Below are 14,794 nucleotides of genomic sequence, written 5' to 3' on the forward strand. Positions count from 1 at the left end.
ACTTATATAATGTCTAAGTATATTATTATATTCTTTTAAATCGCGCAGATTTTGGGATCAGGGCATATCTCGAAAAGAAAGCATTGCGATCTGAGCAACGCCGCTCATAATTGCAGTGACGGCAGAAAATGTTCGTGATGATTGACCTGTTCGCACCGGTGCATAGAGTGGCAAATTCCAGCACTGCCAGCCCACACGGAACCCTTGGCGCTCTACGCCGCCGACACGCTTTCGATCGAAGCGCTTGAGAGGGTGGCCAACTGCTATGCCGATGTGCTGAAAGCACTGGATTGCCACGACGCCTGTTCCCGCAAGTGAGAAAGCAGCTTGAGCCAACAAAAAAGCCCAGCTGATGAAGCCGGGCTTTTTGGCAGTTCGGTAAAACGATTTCCCGTCCCGACTATTCTTCTTCGTCTTCGTCCGGCGTCGAGCTCTTGAGCGAAGAGAGCTTGGCAAAGACCTTGTCTGCGTCGAGCTCTTCTTCTGCAGGCTGCTCGTCACGATAATCGAAATTCTCGGTCGCAGAAGCTGGCAGCAAGGTGCTATCCGATTCCGGTGTCGCCGGACGGTTGCGCGAGGCGCGTTCGACTTCGATGTCGAGATCGATCTGCGAGCAGAGGCCAAGCGTAACCGGGTCCATCGCCGTCAGATTTGCCGAGTTCCAGTGCGAACGATTGCGAATCTGTTCGATGGTCGACTTGGTCGTACCAATCAGGCGGGAAATCTGCGCATCTTTCAGCTCAGGGTGATTGCGAACCAGCCAGAGAATCGCATTCGGACGATCCTGACGCTTGGAAAGCGGCGTGTAACGCGGGCCCTTGCGCTTGGCTTCCGGAACGCGAACCTTCGGTTCAGAAAGCTTCAGGCGATAGTATGGGTCTTTTTCGCCCTTCGCGATCTCTTCACGCGAAATCTGACCCGTGATGACCGGGTCCAGACCCTTGATGCCCTGAGAGGCTTCACCGTCGGCAATAGCCTTCACTTCCAGCGGGTGCAGCTTGCAGAAAGCGGCAATCTGGTCAAAAGACAGAGCCGTATTATCGACAAGCCAAACGGCCGTTGCCTTCGGCATAAGAAGCTGGGTGGCCATTAGATATAATCCTTCTGTTCGTCCGCTCCGGTGGCGCGGGACGTGGGCAAAACCACAATTTCCGGGAAATCACGGCCTATATATCGTTTTTTTATCGCCAGAGCAAGAATGGCTCTGAAGCTTAAGCGATATCGAGCACAATCTTGCCAATATGCCTGCCCTCCTCCATGCGTTCATGCGCACGCCAGGCATCTTTCAGCGAAAAGATCATGTCCATCACCGGCGCGACGCGTCGTTGCGCCAGAAGCGGCCAGACTTTTGTCTCCAGTTCCCGCGCAATGCCAGCCTTGAAGTCAACTGGTCGCGGACGCAGCGTGGAGCCGGTATGGGTCAGACGCTTGCTCATCAATATTGCGAAATTGGCCGTGGCTTTCGCACCGTTGAGAAAAGCAATCTGCACGATGCGGCCATCCTCGGCTGCAGCCTTGTAATTGCGGTCAACATAATCGCCGCCGACCATATCGAGAATCACATTGGCGCCTTTGCCCCTGGTCACTTCCTTTACGACCTCGACAAAATCCTCTTGCCCGTAATTGACGGCGCGATCTGCTCCGAGTTTCAGGCACGCTTCGCATTTTTCTTTCGAGCCCGCCGTTGCAATGACGGTCGCACCAAATGCCTTTGCAAGCTGGATAGCCGTCGTGCCGATACCGGACGAGCCGCCGTGAACCAGAAAAACCTCGCCCTTCCTCAGCCCGCCGCGCTCGAACACATTGTGCCAGACGGTGAAGAAAGTTTCAGGGATCGCCGCCGCTTCGATGTAGCCATAGCCGGCAGGCAAGGGCAGTGCGTTGGTTTCATGCGCGACGGCATATTCAGCGTAGCCGCCGCCCGCCAGCAGTGCGACCACCTGATCGCCGGTCTTGAACCGCTTGACGTCGCTGCCCACGGCAACAATGTCACCGGCAATCTCCAGTCCCGGAATATCCGATGCGCCGGGTGGCGGCGCATATTGTCCCTGTCGCTGCAGGACGTCCGGTCGGTTAACCCCGGCGGCGCGTACCCGCACCAGAATTTCACCTTCCTTGGGTTCAGGCACCGAGCGCTGAACAGGTCGAAGCATATGGGCTCCGCCCGGTTCGGAGATTTCGATAGCAGTCATCTGGGAAGGCAAGTCGGCCATCATATTCAAAACTCCATTCAGATTTCTGGCCCTAAGCATCGTCGCAGAAATGCCGCACGGCGGACGCAAGACGTCACGTTAGGGAAATCGTCATCGATTTTCTCAAATATATATGCGACGATTCAAGGTGTTAAATCTTTTCTGAGCCATCATTGACCACGGAGGACGGCTATGAGCGGTTTCGATGAGGATGTGGTAAAGCCCCGCAACAGCGTGGCGCTAAGCGAAGAGGAGCTATCGCTGCTTTCGGTCATCGAGATTGACCAGCGCATAGCCCTGCTGCAATCCGAAATAGAGCGATTGAAGACAGAACGCCTTAAGAAGGACGATAGCCGCGCTGCGGCAGAAGCATTGTTTCGATAGGAATGGGGTCGTCAACGGAAATGGATACCGGAGCAAAGCAACCGGAACCATTTCCGAGCGACGCGCTTTAGGAACAACAATCATTGATCGCAGCGATCGCTCATCAGCCTCAGCACTGACAGTTCGGCTTCAGACTTCGGGAATAGAGTTTTGCGCATTTACATTCAGGTTCTGGCCCTTCTCTGCGGAACAGCCTTCCTTCTCATAGCTTCGGGACTTCACGGTCTTCTATTGCCGCTGCGCGGCGGTGTGGAAGGTTTCTCAGTGGCATCGCTCGGCATGCTCGGCACGACCTGGGCAGGCGGCTTCGTTGCCGGCTGTCTGTTTGCACCGCGCCTTGTGCGCCGTGTCGGTCATGTGCGGGCATTCGGTTGCTTTGCCGCATCGGCTGCGGTTATCGCTCTGCTTTCCGGCATCTTCGTAGATGCCACGATTTGGGTGATCCTGCGCGCCTTCACCGGCTTTTCGATGGCTGGCGCCTTCATGGTCATTGAAAGCTGGTTGAATGAGCGTGCGACCAACGAATCGCGCGGCAAGATTTTCGGCATGTATATGATGGTCAATTACGGGGCCACCATGTCCGGCCAGATGTTGGTAGCGGCAGGCGACGTACGCTCCGATCATCTGTTCATGATAAGCGGCATATTCTTCTGCCTGGCTCTCATCCCGACCGCGATCTCCACAGCCGTCAGCCCCAAGCCACTGACGGAAGTGCAGCTTGATCTCAAGGCGCTCTACAATAACTCACCTGCAGCTTTCGTAGGTTGCATCCTGATCGGCATCGCCAATGGCGCCTGGGGTACGCTCGGAGCTGTCTTCGGTGCGAAGTCCGGCATTTCGACCACCGAAATCGCCTTGATGGTCAGTGTCACCATTGCAGCTGGTGCCTTGATGCAGATTCCGATCGGACGCATTTCCGATCTGGTCGACCGGCGTTTCGTTCTGGCAAGCGTTGCGGCGCTGGCGGCACTGGTTGGCCTCATAGCCTTCCTCGTCGCTCCATCCAGCGGCCCGGTCATCATTACGATGACCGGATGCTATGGCGCACTTGCCTATGCACTCTATCCCGTTGCCGTCGCCCACGCCAACGATCATGCGACATCGGAAAGCTTTGTGAAAGTATCGAGCGGGCTTCTGCTGCTTTACGGCTTCGGCACGATGCTCGGGCCACTGCTGGCAGCAGCGGCCATGGATATTTTCTGGCCGTCCGGCCTCTTCGCCATCACCATGCTCGCGCATATTTCCATCACCGGCTATGCGTTGTTCCGTTCACGCAAGCGTGCATCCGTCCCGAAAGAAGAGAAAGACCAGTTCAAGAGCATGCCTTCCGAACGTGGGGCAACACCGGAAGCGCTGAACCTCGATCCAAGAGCTGAGACGGAAGGGTGACGGGCGCTGAAAATGACCGTCGATAAATAGAGCCGGTTAAATAGTTGAATCAATATGTTCGGCGGCTGTGTCACAGCCGCCAATACTGAATTTTGGCATCTTCGCTTGGGAATGCAAACTGCATTCACGACAAAGAAATACCAGCTCGTCAGAGCCGTTCGGTCTCCAATGTCGATGGCTTGAGACGCCTTATCAAACCGCGATCTAAGCGCGGCTTCCCTGTTAGTGACGTGTTACCTGGGATCTCAGTTTTTCGATCTGGTCCTTGAGCATAAGCTTCTTGCGCTTGAGAGATGCAACGTGCAGGTCGTCCATTGCCGGTGACGCTATGGCTTCGGAAATTTCCTGCTCCAGAGCGCCGTGCTTTTTTTCGAGCGTGGCAAGATGGGACTCGATAGCCATCATCAGATCTCCTTTGGTTGATTTCCCTTATTTACGGAACAGCGCAGACCTCGTTTGTCCGTTTACCCGCTATCCCGTCATTCAACCTGCATGAACGCCCGGCAAACCTCCTGTATTCCGGTCCAAACACGCAGTCCCGGCTGCCTTGGATGCGGTATTGCTTGTCGCCTTCGACAGCCGCCGTCCATGACAGAACCATGACAGTTTGGCATGAGTTTGGTGCAAAGTCGATTTTGTCGTGGTAGCATTTTCCTGACGCGAAAAATGTGATAAGGGCTTCGCCGGAAACGGGCTGACGCCGCACCTTTTATGGTTTGGCGCGGCCCGTAAAACTATTCAACAGAACGGGGCACCGCATGTCCGATCAGGAACAGGCCGAAATCAGATTGGCCGTCGCACGACTGAAACAGGAACACGCGGATTTCGATGCTGCCATAAACGCCATGATAGCGGTTGGCTGCGACCAATTGCGCGTCCAGCGCATGAAGAAGAAAAAACTCGCAATCAAGGACAAGCTGCAGGAGATGGAAGATCGGGTGATCCCCGACATCATCGCCTGAATGTCCATAATGATCGATGATAGAGCCGGGGTTCGCCCGGCTTTATCATTTTAATATCACCCGAAACATGCACGAAAGAAGCGGAGCAGGAAGATCAATGAGCGTTACTGCCGATGTCGCCATCATCATGGGAAGCCAGTCCGACTGGGAAACCATGCACCATGCAGCGGACACACTGGAAGCACTCGGCATTTCCTTCGATGCCCGGATCGTTTCCGCGCATCGCACGCCTGACCGGCTCGTTGCCTTTGCCAAAGGTGCCAAAGCGGAAGGGTTCAAGGTCGTTATCGCAGGCGCGGGCGGCGCGGCTCACCTGCCCGGCATGGCTGCAGCCATGACACCGCTGCCTGTCTTCGGCGTTCCGGTCCAGTCCAAGGCGCTTTCGGGTCAGGATTCGCTCCTCTCCATCGTGCAGATGCCAGCTGGCATTCCCGTCGGCACGCTCGCCATCGGTCGCGCCGGTGCGGTCAACGCCGCCCTTCTCGCCGCCGCCGTTCTGGCGCTTTACGATGAGGCGCTTGCAGCCCGCCTCGATGAATGGCGCACTGCGCAAACGGAAAGCGTGGCTGAGCGCCCTTCAAACGAGGCCTGATATGAACAACTCCGCACTCAATTCTGTACTCAGGCCTGGTGCAACCATCGGCATCATCGGCGGCGGTCAGCTCGGCAGAATGCTTGCCATGGCCGCAGCACATCTCGGTTTTGAAACGGTAATCCTGGAGCCACAGGCCGATTGCCCGGCAGCACAGGTTGCCAATCGCCAGATCATTGCCGCCTATGACGATCCGAAAGCGCTTGCAGAACTTGCAGCAGCGTCCGACGTCATTACCTACGAGTTCGAGAACGTGCCGGTCAGCGCTGCCGACAGGCTGGCCGAAACCGCTCTGGTCTTTCCTCCCCCGGCAGCGCTTGAAGTCTCGCAGGATCGCTTTACAGAAAAGCAGTTCCTCAACTCCAGCGACATCGAGACGGCACCCTGGCGTCTTGTGGACGATGAAGAAACCCTGATTGCAGCTCTGGGCGCACTTGGCGAGCGCGGCATCCTGAAGACGCGGCGTCTTGGTTATGACGGCAAGGGACAGGTCCGCCTGACATCACTCGACGAGTCCGAAGCTCACAAGGCGATTCTCGCGATCAATCGTGCCCCGGCCATCCTCGAAGGCTTCGTCGATTTCGAGCGCGAAGTTTCGGTGATCGCAGCACGTGACCGCTCCGGCAATGTCGCAATCTTCGATATTGCCGAAAACGTTCACAAGGACGGCATCCTTGCGACTTCGACCGTACCGGCTGCCGTTTCCGAAAACACGGCCGAAGCGGCTCGCAAGGCCGCTGCAAAGCTTCTGAACGCGCTTGATTATGTTGGCGTGCTCGGACTTGAGTTCTTCGTCCTGAAGGATGGCACGCTACTGGCAAACGAATTCGCCCCGCGTGTCCATAATTCGGGCCACTGGACGGAAGCGGCCTGCGCCATTTCGCAATTCGAACAGCATATCCGTGCCATCGCCGGTCTGCCTTTGGGTAACACCGACCGGCATTCGGATTGCGTGATGGAAAACCTGATCGGCGACGATGTCGAGAAGGTGCCAGCGATTCTCTCTGAAAAGGATGCCGTGCTGCATCTTTACGGTAAAAAGGAAGCACGTCCGGGCCGCAAAATGGGCCATGTGACGCGCATTCACCCCCGCGGGAAATAATGTTCATCGGGAATCCCGTCGATTCCCGATGAATCTTTGCCACCTGCCAAGAATTTCAGCTCCAGTGCCCTGAATCTGCGGCTCAGGAGTTGACATTTGCCTGAAACCTTGTGTATTTCGGCCAACCCTTCGGGCATCTAACAGTGCCTGTAATCAATTGGCGCCTCGAGCGCCTGTTTTTATGAAGCCCCGCGGCATCTGCACGTCAACGGGCCAACAAGACCGGTGATTGACATGAAGATCAAGAACTCGCTTAAAGCGCTCAAGGGCCGTCATCGTGACTGCCAGCTGGTCCGCCGCAAGGGCCGCGTTTACATCATCAATAAGACCGCCCCGCGCTACAAGGCTCGTCAGGGCTAATCTTATTTCTGATTTTGCATTTGACGTTTCGCTGCGCATGGTAAAATCTATGCGCATGCGGAACGTTTTTGCATGTCTGGTTTCTTTTTCTGTACTCGCGTCGCTTGGTACGACGATGCCTTTGGCTTATGCCGAAGTGGCACCCGGCAAAATACCGCTCACCGCACCTCTGACACCCGTTCAAACCGGTCCCGACAGCGAACAGAAACCTGCCCCCGAAAAGCCCGCACCAGCGGCAACCCAGACGCCTGAAGAGCGTCTCGACAAGCTCTTTGCCGATCTTCGCCGCACGACGGACGAAGCCAAGGCGCGGCGCATTGCTTCACAGATCAATACGCTGTGGTCGCAGTCAGGCAGCGCAACAGTCGATCTTCTGATGCAATGGGCCAATGCGGCGATGCTCGAGCGGCGTTATCCCTCGGCAATCGACTTCCTGAATGAAGCGATCGCGCTCGACCCGGAATATGCGGAGGCCTGGAACCGCCGCGCTACGGTCTATTTTCTGCAAAAAGACTACGCCCACGCCATGTACGATATCAATCGTACCCTGGAGCTGGAACCGCGCCATTATGGCGCCCTGACCGGCATGGCGGCCATCTTGCGCCTGCGCGGCCTCAAGGAACAGGCGCTAAAAGCCTATGAGCAGGCTCTCATCGTCTATCCGATGATGCGCGACGCACAGAAGAACTTCAACGATTTGGCCGACGAACTGACGGATACGCGGACTTAGAGCCTGTTCCAGAAGTCGCCTGTATCGCTTTTTGATTCAGGCTCTTAGAACGGCTTCTGCCTCCCCACAAAACATTCTCAAAATTCGGCAAGACCAAAACAAAAAACGCGCTCCAAAGGAGCGCGTTTCTTTAGATGCCGTCCGCCATAACTGGATGAGATTTCGGCTGTGGCGAGCCGGAATCGAAGATGGGCGCTTTAGCGACCAAACTGGTGGAGTTTGAGAACCGGAGCGGAATGTACTGTTGGGTACATGAACACCGGAAGCGCAAAACAACGCCATTTGCCGGCCGTCACGGCTGGCATATTTTCAGTTTAAATGCCTGACTTTCCGTCTGGTCCAATATAGGCGATGCGCAGCATGTTGGTCGCGCCCGGCGTGCCGAATGGGACACCCGCGGTAATGATGACGCGGTCGCCAGCCTTGCCGAATTCTTCATGGAAGACAATTTCGCAGGCATGGTTGACCATATCTTCCAAATCATGCGCATCGGCTGTCACCACGCAATGCAGGCCCCAGACGAGCGACAGCTTGCGCGCAGTATCGACGACCGGCGACAGGGCGATGATCGGCGTGCGCGGACGCTCGCGAGCGGCGCGCAGGCCGGTCGTGCCGGAAGCGGTGTAGGTGACGATGGCCGAAAGCTTCAACGTCTCTGCGATCTGGCGTGCAGCAAGCGAGATCGCGTCGGCACCCGTTGGTTCTGGTGCAGCACGCTGCGCATCGATGATGGTCGAATAGGTCGGTTCCTTTTCAACCTGTTCGGCAATGCGGTTCATGGTGGCAACGGCTTCGACCGGATACTGGCCCGAAGCCGATTCCGCCGACAACATGATCGCATCGGCGCCTTCGAACACTGCCGTCGCAACGTCGGACACCTCTGCACGGGTCGGGACCGGAGCCGTAATCATCGATTCCAGCATCTGGGTAGCGACGACGACCGGTTTGCCAGCGCGGCGCGCCTTGCGGGTAATCTGCTTCTGAATGCCTGGAACGCTTTCAAGTGGCACTTCAACGCCAAGATCACCGCGCGCAACCATCAATGCGTCCGAAAGCTCGATGATTTCATCGAGACGCGTCACGGCTTGCGGCTTTTCGATCTTCGACATCAGGCCGACCTTGCCGCGCGAAACCTTGCGTACCTCGGCCAGATCTTCCGGACGCTGGATGAAGGAAAGCGCAACCCAGTCAATTTCTTCCTTCAGGACGGCATCGAGATCCTTACGGTCCTTTTCCGTCAGCGCACCGACGCCGAGCGTCGTGTCCGGCAAGCTGACGCCCTTGCGGTCCGAAATACGCGTTCCGGAAATCACCTTGCAGCGGATCGACTTGCCGTCGCTTGCCTCGGCAACCAGATGCAGCTTGCCGTCATCGATCAGCAGGCGATGCCCCGGTTCAACAGCTTCAAGAATTTCCGGATGCGGAAGATAGACGCGATGTTCGTCGCCAGGCGCTTCATTGTTGTCGAGGGTGAAGGTCTGGCCGGGAACGAGATCGACCTTACCGTCCTTGAACTTGCCAACGCGCAGCTTCGGGCCCTGAAGGTCGGCGAGAATGCCGATAGGGCGGCCCAGTTCCTTTTCCACATTACGGATGCGCTTGACGAGGGTGCGCATCAGGTCATGGTCGGCATGACTCATATTGATGCGGAACACATCCGCGCCTGCCTCAAACAGCTTGCGGATGACGGCTTCTTCACCCGACGCCGGACCTAGCGTGGCGAGAATCTTGACCTTGCGGTTGCGCTTCATTGACTATTCGTTCCTGTAACGGTGGGGTTTGCTGTCGGCGTTTCATCGGTGAGCTGAACCATCCAGCTCGATTGTTCCCCGGTGTCGTATTCCTGAAAGCCGTTGCGCTGGAAACCGCGCGCGAAGCAATCCTGGACGCCAGTAATACGGAATTCTTTCTCGGCCACGCACATATTGACCTTGCCCTCCAAGCGTCCGCCGCCCTGAGCGTCTTCGGCATAGAGGTAATAATAGCGCGATGTCAGCGGCCCCTCGATGAGGGTTTTGCAGCTTGATCCGTCGATATGCCACCAGCCTTCGGTCACCCAGCCGGTTTTGGCTCTGTAGCCGATGGACACACCAACCAGGTTCTGGGTTGCATTGCATACGCGGAAATCCGCACGAGCCTCTATGGATGTCATGCCCAGCGCAGTCATCAGCACACCGGCAAACAAAACTAGAGATAGTGGAAGTCGCATACGCAGAACCCCTTCAGCCCGCTATCGGTTTTATCGAACAATTTATATTGCACAGGGAAATCCCATCTCGGGCAAATCCCATCTCGGGTCGCTCTCTTTTCGGCAGTTTCGCCTTTGATGTCAACGCAATCCCATTGAGAACAGGTACTCTTCATCAAAGAATGATCGTTGCAATCCGGGCTTTCTCATGACAGACCTGAAACAGCTTCCCGCACAACACAGAAATAATCCCCTTATTTAGCCTCGGATTTCGCTCCATGCCGCTTCAATCCGGATCAACCGCTTCGCCGCCATTCTCACCGGCATACAGTGTCGACGGCGATTTTAGTCTCGGCCTGCTCCTGACCGCCGATCATGCACGGCGTGATGTTCCAGCCGAATATGGCACGCTTGGTTTGCGGACAAGTGAATTCGACCGGCATATCGCTTATGACATTGGCGTCGAGAATCTGACCCGCAAACTTGCAACCCGCCTGAACGCGCCTGCCGTCCTTGGCGGCTTTTCACGCCTTTTGATCGATCCCAATCGTGGCGAAGACGACCCGACGCTTATCATGCAATTGTCCGATGGGGCGGTCATTTCCGGCAATTACCCAATGTCGACAGGTGAACGCGAGGAACGGCTTGAACGCTTCTATCGTCCCTATCACGACACGGTCGCGCGAGCGAGCGAACGCGTGGTGGCTGAAAGCAGGGCAGCGCCTTTCATCGTCTCGATCCATTCCTTCACGCCGCGCTGGAAGGAAAAGTCCCGCCCCTGGCAGATCGGCCTTCTCTGGGACAAGGACGACCGCGCCGTAAAGCCGCTTTTGTCGCTGCTGCGTGAAAACGTCGATCTGACGGTTGGCGATAACGAACCTTATGACGGCGCCCTCAAGAACGATGCCATGTATCGCCACGCGACGGCAAAGGGCTTCGCCCATGTCCTGATCGAGGTACGACAGGACCTGATTGCCGATGACAAAGGAGCAGCTGAATGGGCTGACAGGCTGACGCCAATGATCGCGCACATCAACACCTTGCCCGGCATTCATGCGGCCCAGTATTTCGGCTCACGTGCTGATCGCAGTGAGTAGCAGGCCTGTCAGGAGAGGCTTTACCCGCTATCCACAGGGCTTGACCCGCCAAATCGGGTCGTGCATCGAAAAAGGCTCTTAATTTTGCCTGCGACTCGCGGGAAAAACGGTCCAGACTTTCGATAAGCGGTTTTCACGCAATGCGTGTCCGCATCATCACAGATTTTGAATTGGAGAACTCCTCGTGAGCGACGACATTACCAGCGAAGCCCAAACCATTGCTGTCGGCCAGTTGCGTGCTTTCATCGAGCGCATCGAGCGCCTGGAAGAAGAAAAAAAGACCATCGGTGACGATATCAAGGAAGTTTACGCGGAATTGAAGGGCTCGGGGTTTGACAGCAAGGTCGTGAGGACCATTATTCGTCTGCGTAAAAAAGAAGACCATGAACGTCAGGAAGAAGAAGCCATGCTGCAGCTTTATATGGATGCGCTTGGCATGAGCTGATTTCGGCTCTTCCCGGAGCCTTCCTTCTTCCCGAAATCGAAACCCGACGGATCGTCCGCGATTCGTATTCAGAGGAAGGGGATAAGGTCTATGGAGTTCAGGAAGCTCGGACGTACCGAACTCAATGTTTCGCCACTTTGCTTCGGTGGCAATGTATTTGGATGGACGGTCGATGAAGCGACGTCTTTTTCGCTTCTCGACCGTTTTGTCGATGCCGGATTCAATTTCATCGACACAGCGGATGCTTATTCCGCCTGGGCGCCCGGAAATGTGGGCGGCGAATCCGAAACCATTATCGGCAACTGGCTGAAATCTCGCGGCCTGCGCGACAAAGTCGTCATTGCCACCAAGGTCGGCTCCGAAATGGGGCCTGACGAAAAAGGTCTTTCCCCGGCCTATATCCGCAAAGCGGTCGATGCCTCCCTCAAACGGCTGCAGACGGATTATATCGATCTCTATCAATCGCACTGGGACGATCCCGAAACACCGTTCGAAGATGTGCTCGGCACCTATAAAGAGCTGATCGACGCAGGCAAAGTGCGCGCCATCGGTGCGTCCAATCTCACGCCTGAGCGACTGACTGAAGCGCTTGATGTCGCCCGGACCAACAATCTGCCGCGCTATGAAAGCCTGCAGCCGCTTTATAATCTGTATGATCGAGCAGATTTCGAGAATGGGCTGGAGAAAATCTGCCACGAAAACGAGCTTGGCGTTATTTCCTATTATTCGCTCGCAGCAGGGTTCCTGACCGGGAAATATCGTTCTGCTGACGATCTCGGACAAAGCGCACGCGGCAAATCGGTCGAAAAATATCTGACGGATCGTGGTTCGCGGATCATAGCGGCACTCGATGACGTAGCACGAAATCTCGATGTCACGCTTGCGCAGGTTGCAATCGCATGGCTCATCGCGCAGCCATCAGTCACAGCCCCTATCGCCAGCGCCACACGCTCGGCTCAGCTCGGTGAGCTGATTAGCGCAGCCGAACTGAAACTCAGCGACAATGAAATCGCCTTGCTGAACAAGGCGAGCAGTTAAGTTCGAAGATTATGTCGAAGGGTAGCCCTACCCTTCGATTTCCTCTCGCAGCATTTCCAGCTCCAGCCATTCTTCTTCAATGGCCGCATTTTCGGAGCGCTTCTTCTCAAGAAGATCGGCAGTCTTGGCAAAAAGCGCCGGGTCCTTGGCATAAAGCTGCGGATCGGCGAGCTTGCCTTCCAGCACTACGATTTCCTTCGAGAGAGCGTCCATCTTGCCGGGCAGCGTTTCGAGCGCGAATTTCTGCTTGTAGGAGAGCTTGCGCTTTTCCTCACGCTTGGGCTGTGGCGCGTCCTCTTCCGACTTCTCGTCACTGCGGACGCCTGAGACCTTGACCGAGCGGCGGCTCAAGGCCTGCTCCTTGCGCTGCGCCATCATGTCGGCATAGCCGCCTGCATATTCGAGCCAGCGCCCGTCACCTTCCGGCGCAATCACCGACGTAACCGTGCGATCCAGAAAATCACGGTCGTGGCTGACCAGAATGACTGTGCCGGGAAAACCTGCGACCAGTTCCTGCAGCAGATCGAGCGTTTCCATATCAAGATCGTTGGTAGGCTCATCGAGGATAAGCAGGTTGGCGGGCCGCGCCAAAACACGGGCCAGCATCAATCGCGCACGTTCACCACCGGAAAGCTCCCGAATGGGGGTACGCGCCTGCTCAGGCTGGAACAGAAAGTCCTTCATATAGGATACGACATGCCGCTGCTCGCCGTTGACGACAAGGCTTTCGCCGCGCCCATCCGTCAGATAATGCGCCAATGTCTCATCCAGATTGAGACTTTCGCGCTTCTGGTCGAGTTCGGCCATTTCGAGATTGACGCCAAGCCGCAATGTTCCGGAATCCGGCGCAAGCTTGCCAGTCAGAAGCGACAGAAGCGTGGTCTTTCCGGCACCGTTGGGTCCAACGAGACCGATACGGTCACCGCGCTGCACACGGATCGAAAAATCCTTGACCAGAACACGCTCGCCATAGGCCTTGCTCAACCCCTTGGCTTCGATCACCAGCTTGCCGGATTCCTTGGTATCGCTTGCCGCCAGTACCGCCGTCCCTTGTGCCTTGCGATGATTGCGAAAATCGGCACGCATGGAATGCAGTTCGCCGAGACGGCGCATATTACGCTTGCGCCGGGCGGTGACCCCGTAGCGCAGCCAGTGCTCCTCGCGCGCGATCTGCCGCCCCAGCTTGTGATGGTCGCGCTCTTCCTCTTCCAGCACCTTGTCGCGCCATTCCTCGAAATGGCCAAAGCCCTGCTCCAGACGACGCGTAAGACCGCGATCCAGCCAGACCGTCGCCCGGCTGACATTTTCCAGAAAGCGGCGGTCATGCGAGATCAGCACAATCGCCGAGCGAATCTGGCGCAGTTCGCTTTCCAGCCATTCGATGGTGGTCAGATCCAGATGGTTGGTTGGTTCATCCAGCAGCAGAACGTCGGGCTGCGGCGCGATCACTCGCGCCAGAGCGGCACGGCGTGCCTCGCCGCCGGACAGATGATCCGGCTTTTCGTCGCCAGTTAGTCCGAGATGCTCGAGAAGATAAGTGACACGATGCGGGTCATCGGCAGGCCCCAGCCCCGCTTCCACATAGGCGCGAACATTGGCAAAGCCATCCATATCCGGCACCTGCGGGAGATAGCGGACAGTTGCACCCGGATGTTTGAAAACCTCACCCGACGTCGCTTCCACCATACCGGCGGCGATCTTGAGCAGCGTGGATTTACCCGAACCATTGCGTCCGACCAGCGCGATGCGATCGCCTTCGCTTACCGAAAGGCTGGCATCTTCCAGAAGCGGCGTGCCTCCGAAGGTTAGCTTGATCTCGTCGAGGCGAAGGAGCGGTGGTGCCATGGTTCTCTTCGATAAACAGGGTTAAAAATTCCGCCCTGCTTGTCCGCGACAAAAGCCGTTCTGTCAAATGGTACGGCACGAAAAGACCCGTGAAAAACAAACAGGCCGGGTTTCCCCGACCTGTCAGCAAACTTATTTATCCAGCTATTGCTGGCCCAGTCAGCACTGGCCCAGTGTTACTGGCAAGGCGCTTCGTAGACGCGGCCATAAGGATCGCGGTAACGGCAGTACTGCGTTCCGTTGCGCGTCTGGGCTGCACCAAGGAGCGTACCGGCAACGCCGCCGATAGCAGCACCGGCAAGAGCGCCACGGCCATTGCCGCCAATTGCACCACCGGCGAGTGCGCCGAGTGCTGCGCCACCAACGCCGTACCCGGCCGTGCGCTGTTCATTCGTCGTGCATGCAGCCGTCGAGAACGCGAGCACGCCAGCAACAGCAATCATCGTAAGACGTGACTTCATTGAAACATC

17 protein-coding genes are annotated in these 14,794 nt (G+C 56.6%); 10 read left to right on the forward strand and 7 right to left on the reverse strand.

Annotation, left to right across the window (positions count from 1 at the left end; translation table 11 throughout):
- Positions 1-400: 400 nt before the first annotated feature.
- Both KWJ32_RS19000 and KWJ32_RS19005 read right to left on the reverse strand, forming a co-directional pair.
- The gene (locus KWJ32_RS19000) at positions 401-1,090 is read right to left on the reverse strand and encodes a DUF1013 domain-containing protein (protein WP_012091312.1); all 690 of its coding nucleotides are present in this window, start codon (positions 1,088-1,090) and stop codon (positions 401-403) included.
- A gap of 121 nt (positions 1,091-1,211) precedes the next feature.
- Complete coding sequence (locus KWJ32_RS19005; RefSeq protein WP_094514190.1) at positions 1,212-2,216, reverse strand: NAD(P)H-quinone oxidoreductase; 1,005 nt, start codon at positions 2,214-2,216, stop codon at positions 1,212-1,214.
- A 168-nt stretch (positions 2,217-2,384) separates the two neighbouring features.
- Between KWJ32_RS19005 and KWJ32_RS19010 the strand changes: the two genes are divergently transcribed.
- Positions 2,385-2,576 carry a DUF1192 family protein gene (locus KWJ32_RS19010; RefSeq protein ID WP_125335378.1) on the forward strand — a complete coding sequence of 64 codons (192 nt, stop codon included), beginning with the start codon at positions 2,385-2,387 and terminating at the stop codon, positions 2,574-2,576.
- A 150-nt stretch (positions 2,577-2,726) separates the two neighbouring features.
- On the forward strand, positions 2,727-3,965 hold the full coding sequence (locus KWJ32_RS19015) for an MFS transporter (RefSeq protein WP_012091309.1): 1,239 nt from the start codon (positions 2,727-2,729) through the stop codon (positions 3,963-3,965).
- Between the two features lie 222 nt (positions 3,966-4,187).
- Here the strand turns inward: KWJ32_RS19015 and KWJ32_RS19020 are convergent, their stop codons facing one another.
- The gene (locus KWJ32_RS19020; protein WP_012091308.1) at positions 4,188-4,370 is read right to left on the reverse strand and encodes a YdcH family protein; all 183 of its coding nucleotides are present in this window, start codon (positions 4,368-4,370) and stop codon (positions 4,188-4,190) included.
- A 353-nt stretch (positions 4,371-4,723) separates the two neighbouring features.
- On the opposite strand from KWJ32_RS19020, the gene KWJ32_RS19025 reads away from it, so the two are divergent.
- The 5 genes from KWJ32_RS19025 (at position 4,724) to KWJ32_RS19045 (ending at position 7,711) form a co-directional block, all read left to right on the forward strand.
- Positions 4,724-4,927, forward strand: coding sequence for a DUF465 domain-containing protein (locus KWJ32_RS19025; protein ID WP_006471281.1), 204 nt, complete (start codon positions 4,724-4,726; stop codon positions 4,925-4,927).
- A 97-nt stretch (positions 4,928-5,024) separates the two neighbouring features.
- On the forward strand, positions 5,025-5,519 hold the full coding sequence (purE, locus tag KWJ32_RS19030; protein ID WP_151610310.1) for a 5-(carboxyamino)imidazole ribonucleotide mutase: 495 nt from the start codon (positions 5,025-5,027) through the stop codon (positions 5,517-5,519).
- Between the two features lies 1 nt (position 5,520).
- Entirely contained in the window at positions 5,521-6,621 is a 1,101-nt protein-coding gene (locus KWJ32_RS19035) for a 5-(carboxyamino)imidazole ribonucleotide synthase (protein WP_151610311.1), read from the forward strand.
- A 234-nt stretch (positions 6,622-6,855) separates the two neighbouring features.
- Complete coding sequence (ykgO, locus tag KWJ32_RS19040) at positions 6,856-6,981, forward strand: type B 50S ribosomal protein L36 (RefSeq protein ID WP_010661422.1); 126 nt, start codon at positions 6,856-6,858, stop codon at positions 6,979-6,981.
- A 37-nt stretch (positions 6,982-7,018) separates the two neighbouring features.
- Entirely contained in the window at positions 7,019-7,711 is a 693-nt protein-coding gene (locus tag KWJ32_RS19045) for a tetratricopeptide repeat protein (RefSeq protein WP_012091306.1), read from the forward strand.
- 314 nt (positions 7,712-8,025) lie between these two features.
- Here KWJ32_RS19045 and pyk read toward each other — a convergent pair whose 3' ends face one another.
- The gene (pyk, locus tag KWJ32_RS19050) at positions 8,026-9,462 is read right to left on the reverse strand and encodes a pyruvate kinase (RefSeq protein WP_012091305.1); all 1,437 of its coding nucleotides are present in this window, start codon (positions 9,460-9,462) and stop codon (positions 8,026-8,028) included.
- Positions 9,459-9,920 carry a DUF1036 domain-containing protein gene (locus KWJ32_RS19055; protein ID WP_256886168.1) on the reverse strand — a complete coding sequence of 154 codons (462 nt, stop codon included), beginning with the start codon at positions 9,918-9,920 and terminating at the stop codon, positions 9,459-9,461. Before KWJ32_RS19055 ends, pyk begins: the two co-directional genes overlap by 4 nt.
- Positions 9,921-10,177: 257 nt before the next feature.
- Between KWJ32_RS19055 and KWJ32_RS19060 the strand changes: the two genes are divergently transcribed.
- From KWJ32_RS19060 to KWJ32_RS19070, 3 genes are all read left to right on the forward strand, one after another.
- Entirely contained in the window at positions 10,178-10,996 is an 819-nt protein-coding gene (locus tag KWJ32_RS19060; protein WP_151610312.1) for an N-formylglutamate amidohydrolase, read from the forward strand.
- 184 nt (positions 10,997-11,180) lie between these two features.
- The gene (locus tag KWJ32_RS19065) at positions 11,181-11,441 is read left to right on the forward strand and encodes a DUF2312 domain-containing protein (RefSeq protein ID WP_002964837.1); all 261 of its coding nucleotides are present in this window, start codon (positions 11,181-11,183) and stop codon (positions 11,439-11,441) included.
- A 90-nt stretch (positions 11,442-11,531) separates the two neighbouring features.
- The gene (locus KWJ32_RS19070; RefSeq protein WP_012091289.1) at positions 11,532-12,479 is read left to right on the forward strand and encodes an aldo/keto reductase; all 948 of its coding nucleotides are present in this window, start codon (positions 11,532-11,534) and stop codon (positions 12,477-12,479) included.
- A 27-nt stretch (positions 12,480-12,506) separates the two neighbouring features.
- On the opposite strand, the gene KWJ32_RS19075 is transcribed toward KWJ32_RS19070, so the two are convergent.
- Both KWJ32_RS19075 and KWJ32_RS19080 read right to left on the reverse strand, forming a co-directional pair.
- On the reverse strand, positions 12,507-14,324 hold the full coding sequence (locus KWJ32_RS19075; RefSeq protein WP_012091288.1) for an ABC-F family ATP-binding cassette domain-containing protein: 1,818 nt from the start codon (positions 14,322-14,324) through the stop codon (positions 12,507-12,509).
- 176 nt (positions 14,325-14,500) lie between these two features.
- Positions 14,501-14,785, reverse strand: a complete 285-nt coding sequence (locus KWJ32_RS19080) for a hypothetical protein (protein ID WP_010661429.1) — start codon at positions 14,783-14,785, stop codon at positions 14,501-14,503.
- Positions 14,786-14,794: the final 9 nt, after the last annotated feature.

Origin of the sequence: Ochrobactrum sp. BTU2 (assembly GCF_024539785.1) — a bacterium.
Lineage (GTDB): Bacteria > Pseudomonadota > Alphaproteobacteria > Rhizobiales > Rhizobiaceae > Brucella > Brucella anthropi.